The 20,224-nt window shown below is 41.9% G+C and carries 19 protein-coding genes and 1 tRNA gene; 15 read left to right on the forward strand and 5 right to left on the reverse strand.

The features are described 5' to 3' along the window. The first annotated feature begins 23 nt into the window (after nucleotides 1-23). Both LRS05_RS15785 and LRS05_RS15790 read left to right on the forward strand, forming a co-directional pair. A tRNA-Ser gene (locus LRS05_RS15785) sits at nucleotides 24-111 on the forward strand. 272 nt (nucleotides 112-383) lie between these two features. After that, nucleotides 384-1,697, forward strand: coding sequence for a site-specific integrase (locus LRS05_RS15790; protein WP_223053855.1), 1,314 nt, complete (start codon nucleotides 384-386; stop codon nucleotides 1,695-1,697). A 47-nt stretch (nucleotides 1,698-1,744) separates the two neighbouring features. Here LRS05_RS15790 and LRS05_RS15795 read toward each other — a convergent pair whose 3' ends face one another. The 5 genes from LRS05_RS15795 to LRS05_RS15815 form a co-directional block, all read right to left on the reverse strand. Then, nucleotides 1,745-2,671 carry a UvrD-helicase domain-containing protein gene (locus LRS05_RS15795; protein ID WP_374707779.1) on the reverse strand — a complete coding sequence of 309 codons (927 nt, stop codon included), beginning with the start codon at nucleotides 2,669-2,671 and terminating at the stop codon, nucleotides 1,745-1,747. Between the two features lie 236 nt (nucleotides 2,672-2,907). Next, nucleotides 2,908-4,113 carry an ATP-dependent endonuclease gene (locus LRS05_RS15800; protein WP_257869178.1) on the reverse strand — a complete coding sequence of 402 codons (1,206 nt, stop codon included), beginning with the start codon at nucleotides 4,111-4,113 and terminating at the stop codon, nucleotides 2,908-2,910. Nucleotides 4,114-4,178: 65 nt separating this feature from the next. Beyond that, complete coding sequence (locus LRS05_RS15805) at nucleotides 4,179-4,532, reverse strand: ATP-binding protein (protein WP_257869179.1); 354 nt, start codon at nucleotides 4,530-4,532, stop codon at nucleotides 4,179-4,181. Nucleotides 4,533-4,996: 464 nt separating this feature from the next. After that, nucleotides 4,997-5,284, reverse strand: a complete 288-nt coding sequence (locus LRS05_RS15810; RefSeq protein ID WP_223053851.1) for a hypothetical protein — start codon at nucleotides 5,282-5,284, stop codon at nucleotides 4,997-4,999. A 2-nt stretch (nucleotides 5,285-5,286) separates the two neighbouring features. Then, nucleotides 5,287-5,556 carry a helix-turn-helix domain-containing protein gene (locus tag LRS05_RS15815; RefSeq protein WP_223053850.1) on the reverse strand — a complete coding sequence of 90 codons (270 nt, stop codon included), beginning with the start codon at nucleotides 5,554-5,556 and terminating at the stop codon, nucleotides 5,287-5,289. Nucleotides 5,557-5,697: 141 nt separating this feature from the next. On the opposite strand from LRS05_RS15815, the gene LRS05_RS15820 reads away from it, so the two are divergent. The 13 genes from LRS05_RS15820 (at nucleotide 5,698) to LRS05_RS15880 (ending at nucleotide 20,223) form a co-directional block, all read left to right on the forward strand. Continuing rightward, entirely contained in the window at nucleotides 5,698-5,868 is a 171-nt protein-coding gene (locus LRS05_RS15820) for a hypothetical protein (protein ID WP_223053849.1), read from the forward strand. A gap of 480 nt (nucleotides 5,869-6,348) precedes the next feature. Continuing rightward, nucleotides 6,349-6,912, forward strand: coding sequence for an AraC family transcriptional regulator (locus LRS05_RS15825; protein ID WP_223053847.1), 564 nt, complete (start codon nucleotides 6,349-6,351; stop codon nucleotides 6,910-6,912). A gap of 84 nt (nucleotides 6,913-6,996) precedes the next feature. Next, on the forward strand, nucleotides 6,997-9,216 hold the full coding sequence (locus tag LRS05_RS15830; protein WP_257869180.1) for a cation-translocating P-type ATPase: 2,220 nt from the start codon (nucleotides 6,997-6,999) through the stop codon (nucleotides 9,214-9,216). 98 nt (nucleotides 9,217-9,314) lie between these two features. Next, nucleotides 9,315-9,536 (forward strand): heavy-metal-associated domain-containing protein, encoded by a 222-nt coding sequence (locus tag LRS05_RS15835; protein ID WP_223053845.1) that lies wholly within the window; start codon nucleotides 9,315-9,317, stop codon nucleotides 9,534-9,536. Nucleotides 9,537-10,205: 669 nt separating this feature from the next. Continuing rightward, nucleotides 10,206-11,081 carry a DUF3347 domain-containing protein gene (locus LRS05_RS15840; RefSeq protein ID WP_223053844.1) on the forward strand — a complete coding sequence of 292 codons (876 nt, stop codon included), beginning with the start codon at nucleotides 10,206-10,208 and terminating at the stop codon, nucleotides 11,079-11,081. A 14-nt stretch (nucleotides 11,082-11,095) separates the two neighbouring features. Next, nucleotides 11,096-11,401: a phosphoribosylpyrophosphate synthetase gene (locus tag LRS05_RS15845; protein WP_223053843.1), complete on the forward strand. Its 306-nt coding sequence runs from the start codon at nucleotides 11,096-11,098 to the stop codon at nucleotides 11,399-11,401. A gap of 18 nt (nucleotides 11,402-11,419) precedes the next feature. After that, entirely contained in the window at nucleotides 11,420-13,543 is a 2,124-nt protein-coding gene (locus LRS05_RS15850) for a heavy metal translocating P-type ATPase (RefSeq protein WP_236937634.1), read from the forward strand. Next, nucleotides 13,540-14,814 (forward strand): efflux RND transporter permease subunit, encoded by a 1,275-nt coding sequence (locus tag LRS05_RS15855; protein WP_223053842.1) that lies wholly within the window; start codon nucleotides 13,540-13,542, stop codon nucleotides 14,812-14,814. The genes LRS05_RS15850 and LRS05_RS15855 overlap by 4 nt, the downstream gene beginning before the upstream one ends. After that, nucleotides 14,814-16,322 (forward strand): efflux RND transporter permease subunit, encoded by a 1,509-nt coding sequence (locus tag LRS05_RS15860; RefSeq protein ID WP_257869181.1) that lies wholly within the window; start codon nucleotides 14,814-14,816, stop codon nucleotides 16,320-16,322. The genes LRS05_RS15855 and LRS05_RS15860 overlap by 1 nt, the downstream gene beginning before the upstream one ends. Then, the gene (locus tag LRS05_RS15865; RefSeq protein ID WP_257869182.1) at nucleotides 16,319-16,495 is read left to right on the forward strand and encodes a hypothetical protein; all 177 of its coding nucleotides are present in this window, start codon (nucleotides 16,319-16,321) and stop codon (nucleotides 16,493-16,495) included. Before LRS05_RS15860 ends, LRS05_RS15865 begins: the two co-directional genes overlap by 4 nt. Next, nucleotides 16,495-16,731 (forward strand): efflux RND transporter permease subunit, encoded by a 237-nt coding sequence (locus LRS05_RS15870; RefSeq protein ID WP_257869290.1) that lies wholly within the window; start codon nucleotides 16,495-16,497, stop codon nucleotides 16,729-16,731. The genes LRS05_RS15865 and LRS05_RS15870 overlap by 1 nt, the downstream gene beginning before the upstream one ends. Then, nucleotides 16,731-19,352, forward strand: coding sequence for a cation-translocating P-type ATPase (locus LRS05_RS15875; protein WP_223053840.1), 2,622 nt, complete (start codon nucleotides 16,731-16,733; stop codon nucleotides 19,350-19,352). The genes LRS05_RS15870 and LRS05_RS15875 overlap by 1 nt, the downstream gene beginning before the upstream one ends. Beyond that, entirely contained in the window at nucleotides 19,342-20,223 is an 882-nt protein-coding gene (locus LRS05_RS15880) for a restriction endonuclease (RefSeq protein ID WP_223053839.1), read from the forward strand. Before LRS05_RS15875 ends, LRS05_RS15880 begins: the two co-directional genes overlap by 11 nt. Nucleotide 20,224 lies beyond the last annotated feature (1 nt).

The following is a 20,224-nucleotide window of genomic DNA, read 5'->3' on the forward strand; positions in this document are numbered from 1 at the left end:
AATAGTATTTTTGGCGCCAGCTTAGAGAGGTGGCCGAGTGGTCGAAGGCGCACGCCTGGAAAGTGTGTATGCTCCAAAAGGGCATCGAGGGTTCGAATCCCTTCCTCTCTGCGAAAAAGGACTCAATTATGAGTCAAAAATATCTTAAATAGCTAAAAACCTGCAAGTTAACAATTTGCGGGTTTTTTATTTTTAGCCTGCAAATACACAAAATTTGCAAAAATGCACAAAATTTTTGTGGTGCATTCGTGGCGCAGAGGCCCGAAAAAAAAAGTGCGCCACAAAATCCTTGTAACTCATTGATTAGCAAGATGTAAAGCACGTTAACGACTTGATTTTTAAGTACAACAGTTCGACCTTTATTAACTTTAAATGTTTGAATTATGTTGGAAAGCAGTTTTGGATTAACCTTCTTTTTGAGGACTCCGCGAAGAAAGACCAATATCAGGTCTATTTATTTGAGAATTACCGTTGACGGTATTCCTAAAGAAACATCTATTAAATGTACCTGGGATTTAACCAGGTGGGATCAAAAAACAGAACGTGCAACCGGGAGCAAGGAAGATGCACGCGTCTTAAACAATGTGCTTGATGCAATAACCGTCAAAGTAAATAAGAGAAAAGCTGATCTTATCTATGCCGAGGAAACAATCACTGCACAAAAGCTTATCGATTATGTCAAGGGAAAGGTTGCTTCCAGGGCAAAGGTTCTGGAAGAATTCCAACTTCATAACGACGAAGTCAAAGCCCTTGTACCAAAAGAGTATTCAGCAGGAACACTTGAACGTTTTGTTACCGCTAAATCTCACGTCAGGGATTTTATAAAGTTTAAGTACAGGGTAGATGATCTGGAGTTTAGGGAACTGAATTTCCAGTTTGTTAAAGATTATGAATTCTACCTTAAAACGGTCAAAGGATGCTGTAATAATACTACGTTGAAATATATATCGAATTTTAAAAAGATAGTATTGCGGGCAATTGCAAAGGAAATTATAACGGTTGACCCTTTTAAACTTTTCAAGGGGAAAAAGACGAAGACCAATAAAAAGCCTTTAAGTAGGGAAGAACTCCTAAAAATCGAGAGGCATAGTTTTTCTACACCAAGACTTGAATTAGTACGCGATATTTTTGTATTCCAATGTTATACGGGCTTAGCTTATATTGATGTATTTAACCTAAAAGCATCAGACATTAAAACTGGCATTGATGGTGAGCCATGGATTATGACTGAAAGGCAGAAAACCGGTTCAGAAACCAATGTCCCACTGCTGCCACAAGCTTTGGAAATCATGTCGCGTTACAAAGGTCATCCACTCAGTGAAAAGCGCGGTGCTGTGCTACCAGTCAAATCAAATCAAAAGATGAACGCCTATCTGAAAGAAATCGCAGACTTATGCGGCATCAACTGCGAATTGAACACGCACAAAGCGCGTAGAACGTTTGCAAGTACAGTAACCCTCGGCAACAATGTTCCGATACATGTTGTGAAGGAAATGCTCGGCCATCATTCCATTCAGCAAACGGAAGAGTATGCTATCACTGAGAAACAGAGTATATCACGAGAGATGCAGGGACTAAGGCATAAATTTGCCGTTGAAAAAGCAAGCAAGCCTGAAGTAACGTGGGAGGCCATTCATAAATTAGAGAATGAACTTCAGGAAATGAAAATGAAATTCCTCACCATTCAAAGTGCATAATAATTAAGCCTTAAGATAAATCTTAAGGCTTAATTATTTAATAGAGATTATAGCTTAGGTTTGGAAGTGTAAGTTTTAGTACCAGGAATAGCTGTCTTGAAAGCTCCAACAATTCCAACGCTGAAACGGGCTCGCGTTATTCCAACATATAATTTTGCCCTCGCTTCATCTTTTAAGGCAGAACTGTTATTCTCTATCCATTTTTTCATATCAGAGGTAGGATAAATTAAAACACGATCGAATGTCTTGCCTTTTGAAGTCCCAAAGTTTGCAACTGCAAAATCCAGATCCGCTTTTACAGTAATACTCCACCGTAATTGCACAGGATCAAATTCCTCTAAATATGATCTTGCGTCAGCTTCGTTTATTAAATAAATGCCAGTATGGTCACTCTCACCGCTGCGGCAGGACTGACAGTCGCAAGCTGATGTTGCAGCGTATTGTGGATAAAGTTTTGATGAGTAGTCGCAAATAAGCTGGTTGTTCCGGTGTGATGCGGCAAGTGTTGTTTCATCAATGTTCCCATTAATTAACTTTTTGCATTCAGTCTGCAAAAATTCTTTTATTTTCCCGTCAGCATACTTTTTGTATTTTGCTTCGTGGTGTGTCAAGTAAGTTACCTGTCGCGGATCGCCTACAAGCGTGATAGTACTCGCGGATTTAAAAAGAAGTTTTATAATTTCCAGATCGTAACCTGCCAGATCTTGTACCTCATCTATAAAAATATGGGGGTAAATCCTCCTTATGCGGTCTATGATTTCGCCTTTCAAAGCTGCATCAGCGTTTACGACGAATTTGGCAAGTTTATCGGAGTAGATTCTCCCGCCACCCGTGAAGTAATGCTTTATAAAATTTTCGTGCTCACCCCAGAATAACGGATGTCCGTTTGAGACTACACGCTTTCCCTGCTTATCGAATTTTGCTCCAGATCTTTGATTTACCAGATCTAATCCTCTGACCGATTGCGTGAACATTACTTCATTAAAGGTTCCCTGATAGGGCTTTACGCCATGCTGAATTAGAAACGAAAACCACGTTTGTATTTTTATATTGCTGGGAACATACTTGTTCAGTTGAATAATTTTGCTGCGAATTTCTTCCTCGTTGTATTCCGTATACGTCGTGATCAGGGACCTGTTTGTCTTTGATCTTTAAAGCCTCCTTTACGATTGCGGTTGTCTTTCCCGATCCTGCTGCTGCAATGACAAGCTTATTGTTCATTACACCAGGCTATTGCATCCAAAATGTACTTCGGATAGGTGATTGATTTTGCCGAGTTGAATATTTTCATCGCGCATTCGGTTTTATTGTCCTGCATATATTCACTGATTGCCTCCTCAGTCTTATATATAGTCGCACTGATGCCCAATATGTCGCAGAGGTTTGACAAATTGCCTGCATTGGCCCTGACGATTTGCGGTTCCAATGTGTTAAGGCTATTATCAGAATCGGCAAAGATTTTAATGGTCATTGATCCCGCATAATCTTTGTACTTTTTCGTGATTTTTGTTGCGTAATCTTTGTCATTGTCGGTCAAAACCGCGACAGGCTTTTGAACCAGTTCCGCTATTTCCAGAAATCTTTTAAAAGAAGTGCCTACTGAAATAATGTCTATTTCGTTTTCTATTGGCAATGTATTGGCATGGCTGTCTTTGTATGCACGCTGAAATACAAGTTCGTCAGACGGGCCTTCAACCAATAGCGCTTTCTTTGAGAGTATCATGCGTAAAGTTTCGTAGCCAGGCAATTTTTCGAAAAAATCGTATGTGTCAGACTTCAACGCCGTCAAGCGGATTTCCTTTCTATTATGAAGCAATATCAGATTTTTTAAACTCAACTTGTTTGCAACAAAGCTACTATGCGTACTGACAATAATCTGCTTGCCCTCACATTTTTGCTGGATACTTTTAATGAACTGATTCAGTTTTGTATGAGATAGGTGGTTTTCCGGTTCCTCTATTAAAATGAGGTTTGACTCTTTCGCTTTTTTGTGGGCAAGAGCCAAGTTGGTTTTGATCAGGCATTGCTCGCCCTTTCCTATCTGATGGAATGGTATGCCTTCGAGATAAGTCATTAGCGATGTTTCCCATGAATTTTTTGCTGACAAATCAACTGAAATATGAACGGTCTTTGTCGATATATCGGCTTTGCCGGTAATTTTTGTATTGATTGCCGCAACAGATTTGTCCGACATAAACGTCTCCTTCATTTTCCGATAGGCTTGGGATAAGTCTACGATTTCCTTTTCAATCAGGTCGTCCTTGATAATTTTGGAAATATAAACATCCGACCCATTTTGAAATCTTGTTCCGGAGGAATCTATCATTACTGACTTTACAGGAAGCGTCCTGATCGATACTGTATCCCGCGCAAAAGTCGTCCACGTCATCTTATAGAATTCAATCGGAATAGTCATGACATCGCCGAGAATTAACTCGTTATAATCATCAATATAATCGTGGTCGAACTCTATTTTAAAACTTATTCCGCATCCCTTTTTTCGCTGAATGTTAGCATCACCTTCGAAGAGGGGGAGTGGGTCACCACAAAAAAAATCTCAATCACGATCTCGGGCGGCTTCTGTGGGGCAGCAGTTTTAAGACTGGCAAGGTAATCGATTTCGACGTCCTTATTAAATAAGTATTGTGAAAGTTCGTTCTTAAGATAACGTCCGCAAAGCAATCCTGATAATGCCAAATGAATAGCTTCAAGAATTGTAGATTTTCCGGCTTCATTGTTCCCGACAATGATATTTATACCGTTTGATAATTCCAACGGAAAAAGTCCTTTAAAGCATTTATAATTTACAATATTAATTCTCTCGATAAAGTTCATTAAGCGATTTCGTTTTAAATTTGATTTGAGGCGCGCTATATTAACAAAAGTTTAGCTAATATAGCAAAAAAGAAAGGCATGTTGTCGAAAGCAATTCCTACTACCGGCAAGTATTCAAACAAATAGCAGTGCATTTGGAGAGTTGCTTGTAAATTGCGGACGGCGCGAATGAACCTTACGGTAAAATTAGTAGAATGGAAGATTATTTTGTTTCGGCAGCGAGTATAGTTTATACAAAAAAAGATTGCTGCCTGGCAATGGTTACGATGAACGTTGCTTGCAGCAACGCCGGCAGGCAGGCTTGGGATTGCTCCCCGAACTTACAGAGGAACTGGAAAATTTTGCAACATTTTTCATCCTCATTAATCAGCCAATGACAAACCGGCAAATAAGATTGCTTGCCTCTATTAATAACGAGCTGATAAGTTCCTTTATTTCCGCGATATAAAGCGGAAACAAGTCGATTATTGGGCTATTTTCAGTATTACTTCACTTCGATACCCTGGATGATATGAAGGACGATAGTCGATATATCCCATAACTTGAAGTTCCTTAAAGTATTTATGGTAAGTGGGAATTGTGTGGATGTGTGACAGGCTCATCAATTTACTCCGGCTCACTTTAATTATACCGCTCTCGCCCTGCCTGTAACCTAAATACAATATGGCGGTAAGCAATGCAAAATGCCAAACATTAAGCCTGTTGTCCTTTTCAAATATTGAAAGATATTTTAGAAGATTTGCCAGTTCCATATTTAATTTTCCCCGAAAAGTTTCAGAAGGTCAGACTTATTGTAGTAGTAGGAACCCAAGACTTTTTTGTAGCGAATCTTTCCACTGATACGCAAGTTTTGCAAGGAGCCGGCAGAAATGTCCAAAAGCTTTCGCACTACCCTTCCCTTTAACCATTCAAAGTCTGTTCCGGCATTTTCTGTTCTTTCACCTTGCGCTAATAGCTGCCCGATCTGTTCAAGGAGCAGTAGCCCAAATTGGCGCAGGTCGTCTTTAGTTACATTATTGTCCATCGTTCACCAATCGTTTTCATATGTAAAAATGAAATTACGTAGTGTTTCAATACCTTTTGCAGATGTGGAATTGGATGGCGTTAATTGACCTTTAGTGTTATTACGTCGTAACTGACATGAAAACTGTTTTTACTTTGCGGCATGAATCCAGATGAGATAAAAAAATATTTTGAGAAAAACCCGCCGCCGGTTGCTGTTGACTGGAAGCCTTGGGCTAAAATCAGTGACACCCAGAAATTCCTTAATAGCTGTTATACTTCAATTGCCAGCTTTAAAGACCCTATGACAAGTGCCCTTCGTATTGGCATTTAAAGGAATTTTATGATGATATGCGCTCAAAGGAATAGTAAAGCATCAGTGATTGTAGTGAAAATCCTCCCTTGAAGATTGTAACGGAAAGCGCAGCGGTGTCGGATGCCCCAAAAAAACCAGCCCTAAAAGAACTGGTTTCCAACGTGGATAACGAAAATCATTGCGCTCCCATAATTTTTTTGGATTTGCAGCATTTGCCCTCCGGCATATTCTAATTCATATGTGTATTCTTTTCCTTTCAGTGGAGTAAACAATTTTCTATACTTCTTTTTAGTGGTATTGTAGATTTTTAAAACTATAAAAGTTTGAAACCAATTCTTGTCCATTGGTATTTCATAATTGTATATTTTATGACTGCCATCTGAGTAATCATAATAATCAAATGCAAATTAGAAATGCGTCAACAAACTGGCGCTGGCATCTTAACTACGTAAATTAAAACCTTAAAATCGTAATTTTGCAGGTAAATTAGGAGTGCCAATGACAACATTATATATAAAAAATATGGTTTGCAACCGCTGTATCATGGTGGTAGAAAACGAACTCGGTAAACTTGGCCTGAAGACAAAATATGTACGATTGGGCGAAGCTGCATTGGAAAATGAGCTTTCAGTCACGGAAAGGGAAAAGCTGAAAGATATCCTGATCTCCCTAGGATTTGCCCTTATAGATGACAAAAAGGGCAAGATTATTGAAAAAATAAAAAACACAATAATCCATTTGGTGCACTACCACCAGGGTGAATTGAAGACCAATTTGTCAGATGTGCTTAAGGATGAGCTGAATCACGACTACAATTACTTATCCAGTCTTTTTTCAGAAGTGGAGGGCACTACAATCGAGAAGTACTACATTGCGCAGAGAATAGAAAAGGTAAAGGAACTCCTGGTGTACGACGAATTGTCATTGAGTGAGATTGCCTTCCGCCTGAATTACTCCAGCGTTGGATACCTGAGCAACCAGTTTAAAAAAGTGACCGGACTCACGCCGAGCCATTTCAAACAGGTAAAGGAAGAGAAAAGAAGGCCCCTGGATAGTTTATAAAAGTTACAAATCAATTAAAGAATTCCACAATAAACGACAAGGATGCCGTAGCCAAATTTGCAGGGTAATTAAACCAAGCAAAATATGGCAGCAAATGACCTTTATACTATAAAACAGGTGTTCCCTGTTCTGGGTATGACTTGCGCTTCCTGCGCGGCAAGCGCTGAAAGTATCGTTAACTTTCAACCGGGTGTCAAGAGCGCTTCAGTGAACTATGCTACGGGAAATTTGACAGTCGAATTTGAACCCGGCAGAACAGATGTCATCCAACTGCAAAAGGCGGTGCAGTCTGTGGGTTACGACCTATTGCTGGAAGATGAGGAACAAAGGCAGGAGGCATTAGAAGCGATTTATGCCCAAAAGTATACACAACTTAAGAAAAAAGCTTTCTGGGCTGTCCTTTTCTCGTTACCCGTAGTAGTACTAGGGATGTTCGCTATGGATATGCCCTATGCGAATGAGATGATGTGGGTATTTTCTACTCCTGTCGTAATTTGGCTGGGTAGGGACTTTTTCATCAATGCATGGAAGCAGGCAAAATACCGCTCTGCCAATATGGATACATTGGTAGCGCTCAGCACCGGCATTGCTTACCTGTTCAGTGTTTTCAATATGTTATTTCCGGCCTTTTGGCACAAGAGAGGCTTGCATGCGCACGTCTATTTTGAAGCAGCAGCGGTTGTCATCGCATTTATCCTGCTTGGTAAGCTTTTGGAAGAAAGGGCTAAAGGAAGCACCTCCTCGGCCATCAGGAAGCTGATGGGCCTACAGCCAAAAACTGTTACGGTAGTGCTCGCAGATGGATCGCTTCGGCAGACTCCTCTTGACCAGGTAATCCCTGGCGATGTCATACAGGTGAAACCGGGCGAAAAGATAGCGGTGGATGGTATAGTGACCTCGGGAACGTCGTATGTGGACGAAAGTATGTTAAGCGGAGAGCCTATACCGGTAGCCAAAAAGATAGCCGAAAAGGTATTCGCAGGTACGATTAACCAACGGGGCGCTTTTGAGTTCAAGGCGATAAACGTAGGGAAAGAAACCATGCTTGCACACATAATAAAAATGGTGCAGGATGCCCAAGGCAGCAAAGCACCCGTGCAGAAACTGGTGGATAAAATTGCAGGCATTTTTGTTCCCGCGGTGATGGGTATTGCAACCGTTACCTTTATGCTATGGTGGGTGTTAGGTGGTGAAAACGGCATAGTACAGGGGTTACAGGCAGCTATTACCGTTCTTATAATAGCCTGCCCCTGCGCATTGGGGTTGGCGACTCCCACTGCCATTATGGTTGGTGTTGGTAAAGGCGCAGAGAATGGGATACTTATAAAAGATGCCGAAAGCCTTGAGTTGGCGAAACGAGTTACTGCCGTGGTACTTGACAAAACGGGGACTATTACAGAAGGAAAGCCACTTGTTATGAACATTGTGTGGCTGGATAATGATGATACATCAAAAAATGTCCTTTTGAGCATGGAAAAGCGCTCCGAGCATCCTTTGGCAGGAGCAGTGGTTAACCACTTTGGTGATCTTCCAACGATTCCTTTATCCAACTTTGAAAGCATAACAGGTAAGGGGCTAAATGCCCGGCACAATAACGAAAACTACTTTGCAGGCAGTAAAAGGCTGTTAGAAGAAAATAATATCCGTATTGATGTGAGCCTGCAAAAGCAAGCTGAGGAATGGGATAAACTATCGGTTACGGTTATATGGTTTGCCGATAGCAGACAAGCCTTATGTGTAATCGGCATATCGGATAAGGTTAAAGAAACTTCTGCCATGGCCGTCCGACAGATGCAGGGAATGGGAATTGAGCTTTACATGTTGACGGGCGATAACCACGCTACGGCCAGGTCAATCTCAGAACAAACCGGCCTACGGTATTACAAGGCCGAGGTATTGCCACAGCAGAAAGCCGATTTTATCAAAGAACTGCAAGGTAAAGGAAAGGTAGTGGCAATGGTGGGCGATGGTATCAATGACAGCGCTGCACTTGCGACAGCCGATATAAGTATCGCGATGGGCAAAGGTGCAGACATCGCAATGGACGTAGCCAAGATGACCATCATTTCGTCAGACCTCACAAGGATACCACAGGCCATACGTTTGTCAGAAAAGATCGTAGCTACAATTAGGCAAAACCTGTTTTGGGCATTTATATACAACTTGATCGGCATCCCTATAGCAGCTGGGATTTTATACCCGGTGAACGGTTTCCTGCTGGATCCTATGGTCGCAGGAGCTGCGATGGCGCTCAGCAGCGTAAGCGTGGTGTCTAACAGCTTACGCCTAAAGCTGAAAAAATAAAACATTAAATGTCACAAATCAAAGAAGAATTTTCACAATGATGAGGCGTGATTAAGTGCTGAAATTTGTGGGACAAGATAATCTATAAATTATAACCGATGGACAACAAGGAATTTCTATTTAAGACAAATATCAACTGCGGGGGATGTGTGGCGAAGGTAACTCCATTTTTGAATGATGCTGAAGGTGTCTGCCACTGGGAAGTTGATACGCAAAATAAAGACAAGGTGCTGACAGTTAAATCCGAGGGTATATCTCAGGAGCAGGTGATGCAGACGGTTCAAAGGGCCGGCTTTAAAATAGAACCTTTGCCTCAGTAGACCTTACTAAAACCTGTATATAGCAGGAAGAATGAAGCTTAATTGAATTTTTTACATCGAATATCAAAAAAAGATAAAGAAATCTATCAGAAAGATTAACTTATTTGTAAATTTGTTGTATTGAAGTACTTTAGAACACATATAGGCATAACTCTCTTGTTTTGTTTGGGGCTTTTCCTTGTTCCCACACAAGGGCTTGCCTGTTCCAAAGGGTCAGTTAAGACGGAACACTCGTCCAAAACGACACATTCATCATCCTGCTCCAAGAAACAATCGGCAAAACCTGATCATAAGGCCTGCTGCAATGGGAAGCCTTGCGCGAAATGCAAGCACGGTAAAGATTGTGGGGGGCAAATGCAAGCACAGTTCCTGCCGGTGCGTTTCACCGCAAACTTCGCCTAATCTTGTAGGCATTATGGAGGTAGTGGCAAACACTCAATTAGCCATAATAAAAAAACGGGAGTTTTCTTTTGAACAAGCCTATTATTCTTCTGGCTTTTACGCTCTCTGGCTACCGCCTAAAATAAGCTAAAACTATGGCTTGACAGCCATAGGTGTGCCTTGTCAAAAGCTGTTCCGGCTTTTGCAAATCCCCTATTTGTATCATTTATTTAAAATTTAAAACAGAAATGGGCTTATCAATCCCCCGTTTCTCAAAATGTAATTATTATGAAATCATTATCAAAAATAGTGATGGTAATCGCCGTATTACTATCATCAATAAACGGCTTCGCACAAATCAAGAATGCGAAAACAGAAACCGTAAAGATTTATGGCAATTGTGGTATGTGCAAAACCACCATCGAAAAAGCAGGTAACGTAAAAAAGGTAGCCAGTGTGGACTGGAACAAAGATACCAAGATGGCTACGCTCACCTATGACGGCGACAAAACAAATCAGGATGAAATCCTGAAACGTATCGCTTTGGCTGGTTATGACAGTGAGAAGTTCCGTGCGCCGGATGACGCATATGCTAAACTGGCTGGTTGCTGCCAGTATGATAGACCAGTGAAGACGGTTGCCAAAAACAAGGAGGCGGGAATGGACATGAATGCCGGACATGGCAATCACGACCATAGCCAAATGGCAGCTAACAAAGATGCAGCCCAAAACCAATCACAGCTAAAGGCTGTATTTGACAACTACTTTTCAGTGAAAGATGCTTTGATAAAAACCGATGCAGCGACCGCATCTGCCAAAGCCGCTGAATTGGCTACATCCCTTAAAGCAGTCGATATGAATAAGCTATCGGCAGAGGAACATACGGCTTGGATGAAAGTAATGCAGGACTTAACGGCCAATGCGGAAAGCATTTCAAAATCAAAAGACGTTGCAAAACAAAGAAGTGCTTTTGCGGCACTTTCGGGAAGCATCTACACACTGGCTAAAGTGTCTAAACAGGACACCCCCGTTTATTACCAGCACTGTCCTATGTACAATGGAGGTAAGGGAGCCAATTGGCTAAGTAAAGAGAATGCCGTTAAAAATCCATATTACGGCTCACAGATGCTTACCTGCGGCAGTACGGTCGAAACCATTAAATAACAGGTCTGAAAGCTATGGTACAGTACAATGACATGGTGCAGGCACTTAAAGACCTAAGACAGCGTGGGTACAGTATGGACTTTAGTCTGTTGCCGGACTGCCTTTACTGTGCGTCAAAGAGCCTGAAACTAAAACCGGAGGATTTTACGGTTACGGAAACTCATAGGTTTGAAAGCCTCGACAGTAGTCCTGATAACAATGCCGTGATTTATGCCATATCGTCCAATGACGGTAAGAGCAAAGGGGTACTTGTTGATGCCTATGGTACTTATGCTGAAGAAATGTCCCATGAGATGGTAAAAAAATTAAATGCAACATAACTTTTAAAATCCCTTGTTATGAAAAAATACACGTGTCCTATGCACCCGCAGGTGCTAAAAGACGAACCAGGCAAATGCCCTCTTTGTGGCATGGCATTGGTTCACGTTGGCGGTACGTCAGCTTCTCATGAACACACATCAGAACATGGGCATTCCGGGCATTCTCAACATGGCCATGCTGATGAAAACTTTAATAAACATGAGGGACATCATACAGGCGATTTCCTCACACGTTTTTGGATAAGCCTTGTCATTACAATCCCTATCCTGCTCCTGTCGCACATGATACAGCAATGGTTAGGTTTCTCCCTTGTTTTCAATGGCGATAAATATGTGCTGCTGGCATTGGGTACGGTGATTTATAGCTATGGAGGCTTGCCATTCCTAAAAGGAATGATTGGCGAGATAAAAGCCAAGGCCATAGGCATGATGACCCTTGTCGCCATTGCCATATCCGTAGCCTATGTCTATTCCGTAGCCGTTGTATTTGGCTTGCAGGGTATGGACTTCTTTTGGGAACTGGCAACCCTTATTGACATCATGCTGTTAGGGCATTGGCTGGAAATGCGTTCCCAAATGGCTGCTTCACGGGCATTGCAGTCATTGGTGGCTTTGCTGCCCAACGATGTTACCGTGGAACGTGGCGGAGAAGCCGTAAAGATAAAGCTCGAAGACCTGCAAAGCGGTGAAACGGCTATCATAAAACCGGGTGAAAAAATTCCAGCCGATGGATTGGTACTGGAGGGGCTTTCGTATATCAACGAGAGTATGCTTACCGGAGAAAGTGTTCCCGTAAAAAAGGAAAAAGACGGAAAGGTCATCGCAGGCTCTATCAATGGCGATGGTGCGCTGAAAGTCAAGGTAACAGCCGTGGGAAAAGACAGCTACCTGAACAGGGTTATCAATCTTGTGCAGGAAGCGCAGGCTACCAAGTCTAATACACAGAACCTTGCGGACAAAGTTGCCAAATGGCTCACCTTTATTGCCATTGCCGTTGGCATAGGCACATTTGCCTATTGGTATGCAAGCAGTGGAGATATTGCCTTTGCGCTTGAAAGAATGGTGACGGTGATGGTAACGGCCTGCCCGCACGCATTGGGCGTGGCTATCCCGTTGGTGGTCGCCATTTCCACAACGCTTTCGGCGACCAATGGCCTGCTCATCCGCAACCGTACGGCATTTGAAACCACCCGCAAACTTTCCACCGTCATTTTTGATAAGACTGGTACACTCACCAAAGGTTCCCATGCAGTAGAAAAGGTTATACCGTTAACGGATGAATATAATGCCGATGAGGTTATCCAGTATGCTGCCGCAGTACAGCAAAATTCGGAACACCATATTGCTAAAGGCATTATGGCTACATTGAAAGAAAAGAGCCTTGCCTTATGGAAATCTGAAAACTTTAGCTATATGCAGGGCATAGGTGTAAAAGGTGTCGTGAACGGCAAAAATATCGTAGCTGGCGGCCCGAATTATTTCACCGAAAACCACCTTTCCCTGCCGGAAATACCAAGCGAAATCAATCAGGAAGCCGAAACGGTCAACTTTGTCCTCATTGATGACAGGGTAATCGGCATCATTACTTTGGCAGACAGCATCCGTGAGGGTTCGGCACAGGCGATTGAGGAACTCAAAAAAATGGGCATCAAGTCCTTTCTGCTCACCGGGGACAACGACAGGATTGCTGCTGCCGTAGCCGGAAAATTGGGTATGGACGGGTATTTGGCCAATGTGCTTCCGCATAACAAGCAGGAGAAAGTAAAGGAGTTTCAGGCAAAAGGCGAAATCGTAGCAATGACTGGTGATGGTGTAAATGATGCACCTGCACTGGCACAGGCAGATGTTGGAATTGCCGTGGGTTCCGGTACGGACGTGGCTGCCGAAACAGCCGATATCATATTGGTGGACAGCGACCCGAGGGATGTGGTCAAACTGATTGACTTTGGCAGACTTACCTACAAGAAAATGATACAGAACCTGATATGGGCGGTTGGCTACAACGTGGTGGCAATACCACTTGCAGCAGGTATATTCTATCCAAATTTTGTTTTAAGCCCAGCAATGGGTGCGGTATTGATGAGCGTAAGTACGATAGTAGTAGCGATTAATTCCCAACTTTTAAAAAGGAGACTGTCATGATAGAGAAAATTATTTCATGGTCAACGCACAACCGCTTTTTCGTGTGGATAGGCATACTGCTGATTGTGGTTGGGGGCGTATGGTCGGTAATGACCACACCGGTTGATGCCATCCCCGACCTTTCCGAAAATCAGGTCATCGTTTACACCGAATGGATGGGACGTAACCCCCAAATCATGGAAGACCAGATTACCTACCCTTTGGTTTCCAACTTGCAGGGTATTCCCAACGTTAAGGCCATTCGTGCAGCATCTATGTTTGGCATGAGTTTCATCTTTGTTGTATTTAATGACGATGCAGAAATCTATTGGGCAAGAACCCGTGTTTTGGAGCGGTTGAACTTCGCTCAAAAAGCATTACCACAAGGGGTAACTCCCACTCTCGGTCCCGATGGAACAGGCGTGGGTCATGTTTTTTGGTACACGCTTCAGGGCGATGGTTACGATTTGGGCGAACTCCGTGCAGTGCAGGACTGGTATGTAAAATTTGCAATGCAGAATGTAGAAGGTGTGAGCGAGGTGGCCTCTTTCGGAGGTTTCCAAAAACAATATCAGGTGAGCGTCAATCCCAACAAACTTATTTACTACAACATTTCAGCAATGGATGTGGCAAATGCCCTTAAAGCCAACAATCGTGACGTTGGAGGAAGTATCTATGAAATGAACCGTATGGGTTATATGATTAGAGGATTAGGTTATATCAAAGACATCCGGGATATAGAAGAAATTTCCGTTGGCTCAAATAAATCCATTCCCATCAAGCTGAAAGATGTTGCCGATGTACAAATGAGCAGCGACATCCGATTGGGAATTGTAGAAGAAAACGGCGAAGGCGAAGTAGTGGGCGGTGTGGTGGTTGCCAGATATGGCGAAAATGCAAAAGAAGTGATTGACCGTGTAAAAGAAAGGTTAGGCGATGTGGAAAAAGGTTTGCCTCCCGGAGTGAAGATTAAAATTGCTTACGACCGTAGCAATTTAATTGAAGCTGCCATTGCAACATTGAAAGAGGCGTTGTGGGAAGAAATTATTGTGGTTTCATTAGTGGTGCTGATTTTTCTTTTCCATGTGCGAAGCGCAGTAGTGGCCATTGTTACCATTCCCTTGTCGGTGCTGATTGGCTTTATGTTCGTGAAAATGTTTGGCATTTCACTCAACATTATGTCATTGGGCGGTATTGCCTTAGCCATTGGCGATTTGGTGGATGCGGGAATTGTGATGACTGAAAACGCTTATAAAGGTTTAGTAAAAGCAGTTTTAAAATCAGAAGAATAATGGAAAAGCAAAGAATAGGAAATACAAAAGAATTGAGTGAGGAAGAACGTATCAAAATCATTGAACGCTCATCACGCACTGTTGGAAGAGCCGTTTTCTTTTCCATATTGGTAACGCTCATTTCATTCTCTCCCATATTGTTTCTCGAAGGGCAGGAAAAGAAAATGTTTTCGCCTTTGGTATGGACAAAAACCTTTACTATGATTGGCTCCGCCATTATAGCATTATTTGTTGTCCCAATGCTGTTGCGTTCTTTAATGAAAGGCAAGCTCATTCCTGAAAGCAGAAACCCCGTTGCAAATTTCTTTATAAAAATATACAGCCCTGTTTTGCGCCTTTGCCAGCATTGGAAAAAAACGGTAATTGCTATTGCTGCTTTAATCGTGGTGGGTAGCATTCCTTTTGTAGTGCGTTTGGGTTCGGAATTTATGCCACCGTTAGACGAAGGTTCTCTTTTGTTTATGCCCGTTACACTTCCTGATGTTTCCAACAACGAAGCCAAACGTATTTTGCAGGTGCAGGACAAGCTCATTATGTCCGTTCCCGAAGTGGAAAATGTTCTGGGCAAAGCAGGTCGTGCCTATACTGCAACCGACAATGCTCCGGTAAGTATGATTGAAAGCATTGTTGTATTAAAACCCCAATCGGAGTGGCGTAAAGGCATGACCACCGAAAAGCTGATTTCGGAACTGAACGAAAAAGTGCAGATACCTGGTGTTACAAGTGGTTGGACACAGCCTATAATCAATCGTATCAATATGCTTTCGACAGGTGTCCGGACAGATATTGGTGTGAAAATTTATGGGCAAAACTTAGATACTATCTACAACCTTTCAAGGCAAATTGAAAAATCATTGAAAGGTATTGATGGGCTTGCAGATTTATATGTAGAGCAACTCACAGGGGGGAAATATTTGGATATAAGAATTAATCGGGAAGAAATTGCCCGATATAATCTTTCTATTGAAGAAGTGAATATGCTTATTGAAATGGCATTAGGAGGAATGCCTTTGACCAATACCATTGAAGGCAGGCAGCGTTTCAGCGTTTCCATACGCTTAGCGCAGGATTTTAGAAGCGATATAGAAGAAATAAAACGAACGCCTTTGCAGACATCGGGTTACGGTGTTATTCCATTGTCAGCAGTGGCGGATGTTGAAATTTCGGAAGGCCCGCCAATGATAAATTCTGAAAATGCCATGCTGCGGGGAACGGTTCTGTTCAATGTGCGTGGCAGGGATATGGGAAGCGTAGTTGGCGATGCTAAAAAACGTATTGATGCAGATTTTCAAAAGCTGCCCAAAGGCTATTTTATTGAATGGAGTGGGCAATATGAAAATAAGGTTCGAGCAGAGAACCGTTTAAAAATCATCATTCCCATTACGCTTTTGATAATTGCTTTTGTCCTCTATTTCACTTTCCATTCGGTTAAGGAAATGGTGATTGTCCTTTCAAGTATTCCCATTGCATTAATCGGGGGGTATATTCAATGTATTTTTTCGATGTGAATTTTTCGGTAGCTGTTGCGGTAGGTTTTATTGCCTTATTCGGCATTGCGGTAGAGACTGGTGTATTGATGCTCGTCTATATGAATGAAGCCATAAGAGATACAGTAGAAAAAAGAAAAGTGCTGAACTCTCAAACGAAGATGTCGAGAAAGCCGTGTTTTCCGGTGCCGTAATGCGTGTACGACCTAAACTGATGACGGTAATGGCCGATATGATTGGTTTAATGCCTATTCTTTTGGCAACAGGTGTAGGTAGTGATGTCATGAAGCCTATTACAATACCTTTTGTTTTTGGCCTAATAACTTCTACTCTTTTCGTATTAATCGTTTTGCCAGTTATATATCAAATCGTCAAGGAAAGAGAAATAAAAAAATATGGTAAAGTAGAATTTTTAGAAAACATAGATTAATGAAAACAGTAAACCCACATACAATTCCTGTAACAGAACTTATCACTGAACTTGGCAGTGATATAAAACAAGGATTGAACTCCCTTGACGCTGCAAAGCGTATTGAAAAATACGGGAGTAATAGTATTCAATCCGATAAAGGAAAACACCCTTTAAAAATAGTCCTGTCGCAGTTTAATAACCTCTTGGTGTATTTGTTGTTGTTTGCAGCCGCCATGTCGTTTTGGTTTCAGGAATATTTGGATGCAACGGCAATTCTGCTTGTAATACTTGTTAATGCAACCATTGGCTTTTGGATGGAAATGCAGGCGGAACGCTCCATGAATGCGCTGAAAAAAATGGTCAGTGTCCCTTCCAAAGTTTTCAGAAATGGTAAGCTGACCGAAATAGCATCCGAAGAATTAGTTCCGGGCGATTTGCTGTTTGTTGAAGCAGGTGAGATGATTACCGCAGATGCAAGAATTATTTCCGCTACACAACTTTCCATAAATGAAGCATCGCTTACGGGCGAAGCCATGCCTGTTGAAAAAACAGCAAGCGAACTTTCGGGAGATATTCCACTTGCTGACCGCACCAATATGTTGCACAAAGGCACTTTCGTTACCAACGGAAACACCACTGCCCTTGTGGTTGCAACAGGTATGCAAACCGAATTAGGCAAAATCGCACACCTCGTGCAGGGAGCAGAGCAATCAGCCACTCCACTTGAAAAAAAGTTACAGGTATTCAGTCGTAAACTCATTTACATAACAGTTGCTTTAGTGGTGCTGATTTTCATTGTCGGTATGTTCACGCATGGCGATTATGTGGAATTGCTTGAAACGGCCATTGCCCTTGCAGTAGCAGCCATACCCGAAGGACTTCCCATTGTGGCAACCCTTGCATTGGCTCAAGGGATGATGAAAATGGCAAGGCATAATGTCATCGTAAAAAAACTTTCGGCAGTAGAAACCTTAGGAGGCACAACCGTTATTTGCACCGATAAAACAGGAACACTTACTCAAAATAAAATAGAAGTAACAGATTTAATCCCTGCTGATGAAACTTCTGAAAAGAATAAACAACTCCTTCAGCATATAGCTGTTTTATGCAACACCGCATCCATTCAGATTTTAGAAAACGACATTAAAGAAATTGGCGACCCGCTGGAAACGGGCTTACTGAAATATGCACACAACAAAGGAGAGAATGTTGAGCGGTTGCGTCAACAGTTTCCTAAAATAGATGAAGTCCCGTTTTCATCGGAAACAAAAATGATGGCAACGCTACACGGCAATCAAAACGATTTTATAGTTTGTGCTAAAGGCGCAGCAGAAGAAATACTCAAACAGTGCAGTCATATTCTTAACGGTTCTGAAATTAAAGAGATGAATGAAGAAACAAGAAACCAATGGAAAGACAAATCTGAACAATTGGCATCATCCGGTTTAAGAGTTATTGCTGGTGCTTTTAAAGAAACTGCTTCAAAAGATGTTGCACTCACAGACAGTTTGGTTTTTGCCGGACTATACGGAATGATGGATCCGCCAGCCGAAGATGTGTTTGATGCAATCAATGAATGTAAAGATGCAGGTATTAAAGTAGTGATGATTACAGGCGACCATCCTGCCACTGCAAATTATATAGCCAACCAACTTCATATATCCGAAAACACGCAACCTGTCATCGGCAAGAACATGAAGCCCTTTGAACAGTTAAGCGAACAGGAAAAAAATCTTTGGGCTGACACTTCTGTTTTCGCAAGGGTTACACCCGCTCATAAATTGGATTTGGTAAGAGTGTTGCAGGAAAAAGGAAACATCGTTGGCATGACAGGTGATGGTGTAAATGATGCTCCTGCTTTGAAGAAATCAGACATCGGCATCGCAATGGGAGTGAGAGGAACACAAGTGGCACAGGAAGTGTCAGACATGGTATTGAAAGACGATAAATTTTCGTCCATAGTTCATGCAATAAAGCAAGGTCGTGTTATTTTTACTAATGTTCAGGAATTTGTGATTTACCTGCTTTCCTGCAACATGAGCGAATTGTTTGTGGTGTCATTAGCTGCGTTGTCCAATCTGCATTTTCAATTAATTCCGCTGCAAATACTTTTTATCAATCTAATAACAGATGTGTTGCCCGCCCTTGCTTTGGGCGTAAGCGAAGGCAGTCCGTATGTTATGAAACACAAGCCCCGAAATCCGGCTGAACCGCTGTTAAAAACAAAACAGTGGTATGCTGTTTGGATTTATGCGGCAATCATTTCCGTTTGCACATTGGGAGCAGTATTCTTTAGCCATTTTGTTTTGCATACAGGCGAACACTTTGACCCGAAACTCTGCAACAACATTTTATTCTTTACTCTTATTGTTTGCCAGTTGTTCCATGTGTTCAACATGGCATCGGTCAAAACTTCTTTTATAAAATCTGAAGTATTCCAAAATAAATATGTTTGGTATGCACTGCTTACAAGCGGGTTAGTCGTGGTTTCCGTATTTTTTATTCCTCCAGCTCGTGAAGCATTGAATGTTCAGTCGCTGAAAGCGGAAGACTGGTTGATTGTTTTCGTATCTGCTTCGATTTCACTATTGGTTATTCAAATTTTAAAACGAACAAATCTAATTCACGATGAAGATTAACGCTGAAAATATAAACATCATTAAGGCATCAGGCGAAAAAGCTCCGTTCAACAAAGGAAAGCTAAAACAATCGTTGCTGCGTTCTGGTGCAACTAACGAACAGGCAGATGAAATTACCAATGAAGTAATCGAAATGCTGGTTGAAGGAATGTCCACCCGGAAGATTTACAAAACTGCATTTCGATTGCTGAGAAATTATTCCCGTCCGGCAGCAGCACGTTATAAACTCAAACAAGCCATTATGGAATTGGGACCTTCCGGTTTTCCGTTTGAGCAATTTGTTGGCGAACTTTTAAAACATAGAGGTTACAAAACGCAAGTGGGCGTAATTGTAAAAGGACATTGTGTAAACCATGAAATTGATGTGATTGCCGAAAAAGACGAACACCATTTTATGATTGAGTGCAAATTTCATAACCGTCAGGGTTACTCGTCCGATGTTAAAATCCCGCTATACATTCAGTCAAGATTTTTAGATGTGGAAAGACAATGGAAACAGTTAGATGGTCATTCTGAAAAATTTCATCAGGGTTGGGTAGTAACCAATACTCGCTTTTCAGAAGATGCTGCTCAATACGGAAGGTGCATGAATATGAACCTTGTGAGTTGGGATTACCCCAAACATAATGGGTTAAAAGACTGGATTGATGGTTCGGGATTACACCCCGTAACCTGCCTTACAACGCTTACCCAAAAAGAGAAACAACAATTATTAGACAGAAAAATAGTGCTGTGTAAAACCATGCATCACAATCAAAGTGTGTTGCAAAACATAGGCATCCATTCACCACGGTTGGAAAAAGTAATGGAAGAATGTTCGGCATTGTGTGAAGAATTCTCAGCAAAGAAATTTCAAAGTATAAAACAATAAT

Source organism: Flavobacterium sp. J372, from assembly GCF_024699965.1.
GTDB lineage: Bacteria > Bacteroidota > Bacteroidia > Flavobacteriales > Flavobacteriaceae > Flavobacterium.

Bases quoted from the DNA above. Each gene is read 5' to 3' on its own strand.
- LRS05_RS15790 (WP_223053855.1), top strand. From the start codon at position 384: ATGTTGGAAAGCAGTTTTGGATTAACCTTCTTTTTGAGGACTCCGCGA.
- LRS05_RS15795 (WP_374707779.1), bottom strand. From the start codon at position 2,671: ATGTTCACGCAATCGGTCAGAGGATTAGATCTGGTAAATCAAAGATCT.
- LRS05_RS15800 (WP_257869178.1), bottom strand. From the start codon at position 4,113: ATGACTATTCCGATTGAATTCTATAAGATGACGTGGACGACTTTTGCG.
- LRS05_RS15805 (WP_257869179.1), bottom strand. From the start codon at position 4,532: ATGAACTTTATCGAGAGAATTAATATTGTAAATTATAAATGCTTTAAA.
- LRS05_RS15810 (WP_223053851.1), bottom strand. From the start codon at position 5,284: ATGGAACTGGCAAATCTTCTAAAATATCTTTCAATATTTGAAAAGGAC.
- LRS05_RS15815 (WP_223053850.1), bottom strand. From the start codon at position 5,556: ATGGACAATAATGTAACTAAAGACGACCTGCGCCAATTTGGGCTACTG.
- LRS05_RS15820 (WP_223053849.1), top strand. From the start codon at position 5,698: ATGAATCCAGATGAGATAAAAAAATATTTTGAGAAAAACCCGCCGCCG.
- LRS05_RS15825 (WP_223053847.1), top strand. From the start codon at position 6,349: ATGACAACATTATATATAAAAAATATGGTTTGCAACCGCTGTATCATG.
- LRS05_RS15830 (WP_257869180.1), top strand. From the start codon at position 6,997: ATGGCAGCAAATGACCTTTATACTATAAAACAGGTGTTCCCTGTTCTG.
- LRS05_RS15835 (WP_223053845.1), top strand. From the start codon at position 9,315: ATGGACAACAAGGAATTTCTATTTAAGACAAATATCAACTGCGGGGGA.
- LRS05_RS15840 (WP_223053844.1), top strand. From the start codon at position 10,206: ATGAAATCATTATCAAAAATAGTGATGGTAATCGCCGTATTACTATCA.
- LRS05_RS15845 (WP_223053843.1), top strand. From the start codon at position 11,096: ATGGTACAGTACAATGACATGGTGCAGGCACTTAAAGACCTAAGACAG.
- LRS05_RS15850 (WP_236937634.1), top strand. From the start codon at position 11,420: ATGAAAAAATACACGTGTCCTATGCACCCGCAGGTGCTAAAAGACGAA.
- LRS05_RS15855 (WP_223053842.1), top strand. From the start codon at position 13,540: ATGATAGAGAAAATTATTTCATGGTCAACGCACAACCGCTTTTTCGTG.
- LRS05_RS15860 (WP_257869181.1), top strand. From the start codon at position 14,814: ATGGAAAAGCAAAGAATAGGAAATACAAAAGAATTGAGTGAGGAAGAA.
- LRS05_RS15870 (WP_257869290.1), top strand. From the start codon at position 16,495: ATGCGTGTACGACCTAAACTGATGACGGTAATGGCCGATATGATTGGT.
- LRS05_RS15875 (WP_223053840.1), top strand. From the start codon at position 16,731: ATGAAAACAGTAAACCCACATACAATTCCTGTAACAGAACTTATCACT.
- LRS05_RS15880 (WP_223053839.1), top strand. From the start codon at position 19,342: ATGAAGATTAACGCTGAAAATATAAACATCATTAAGGCATCAGGCGAA.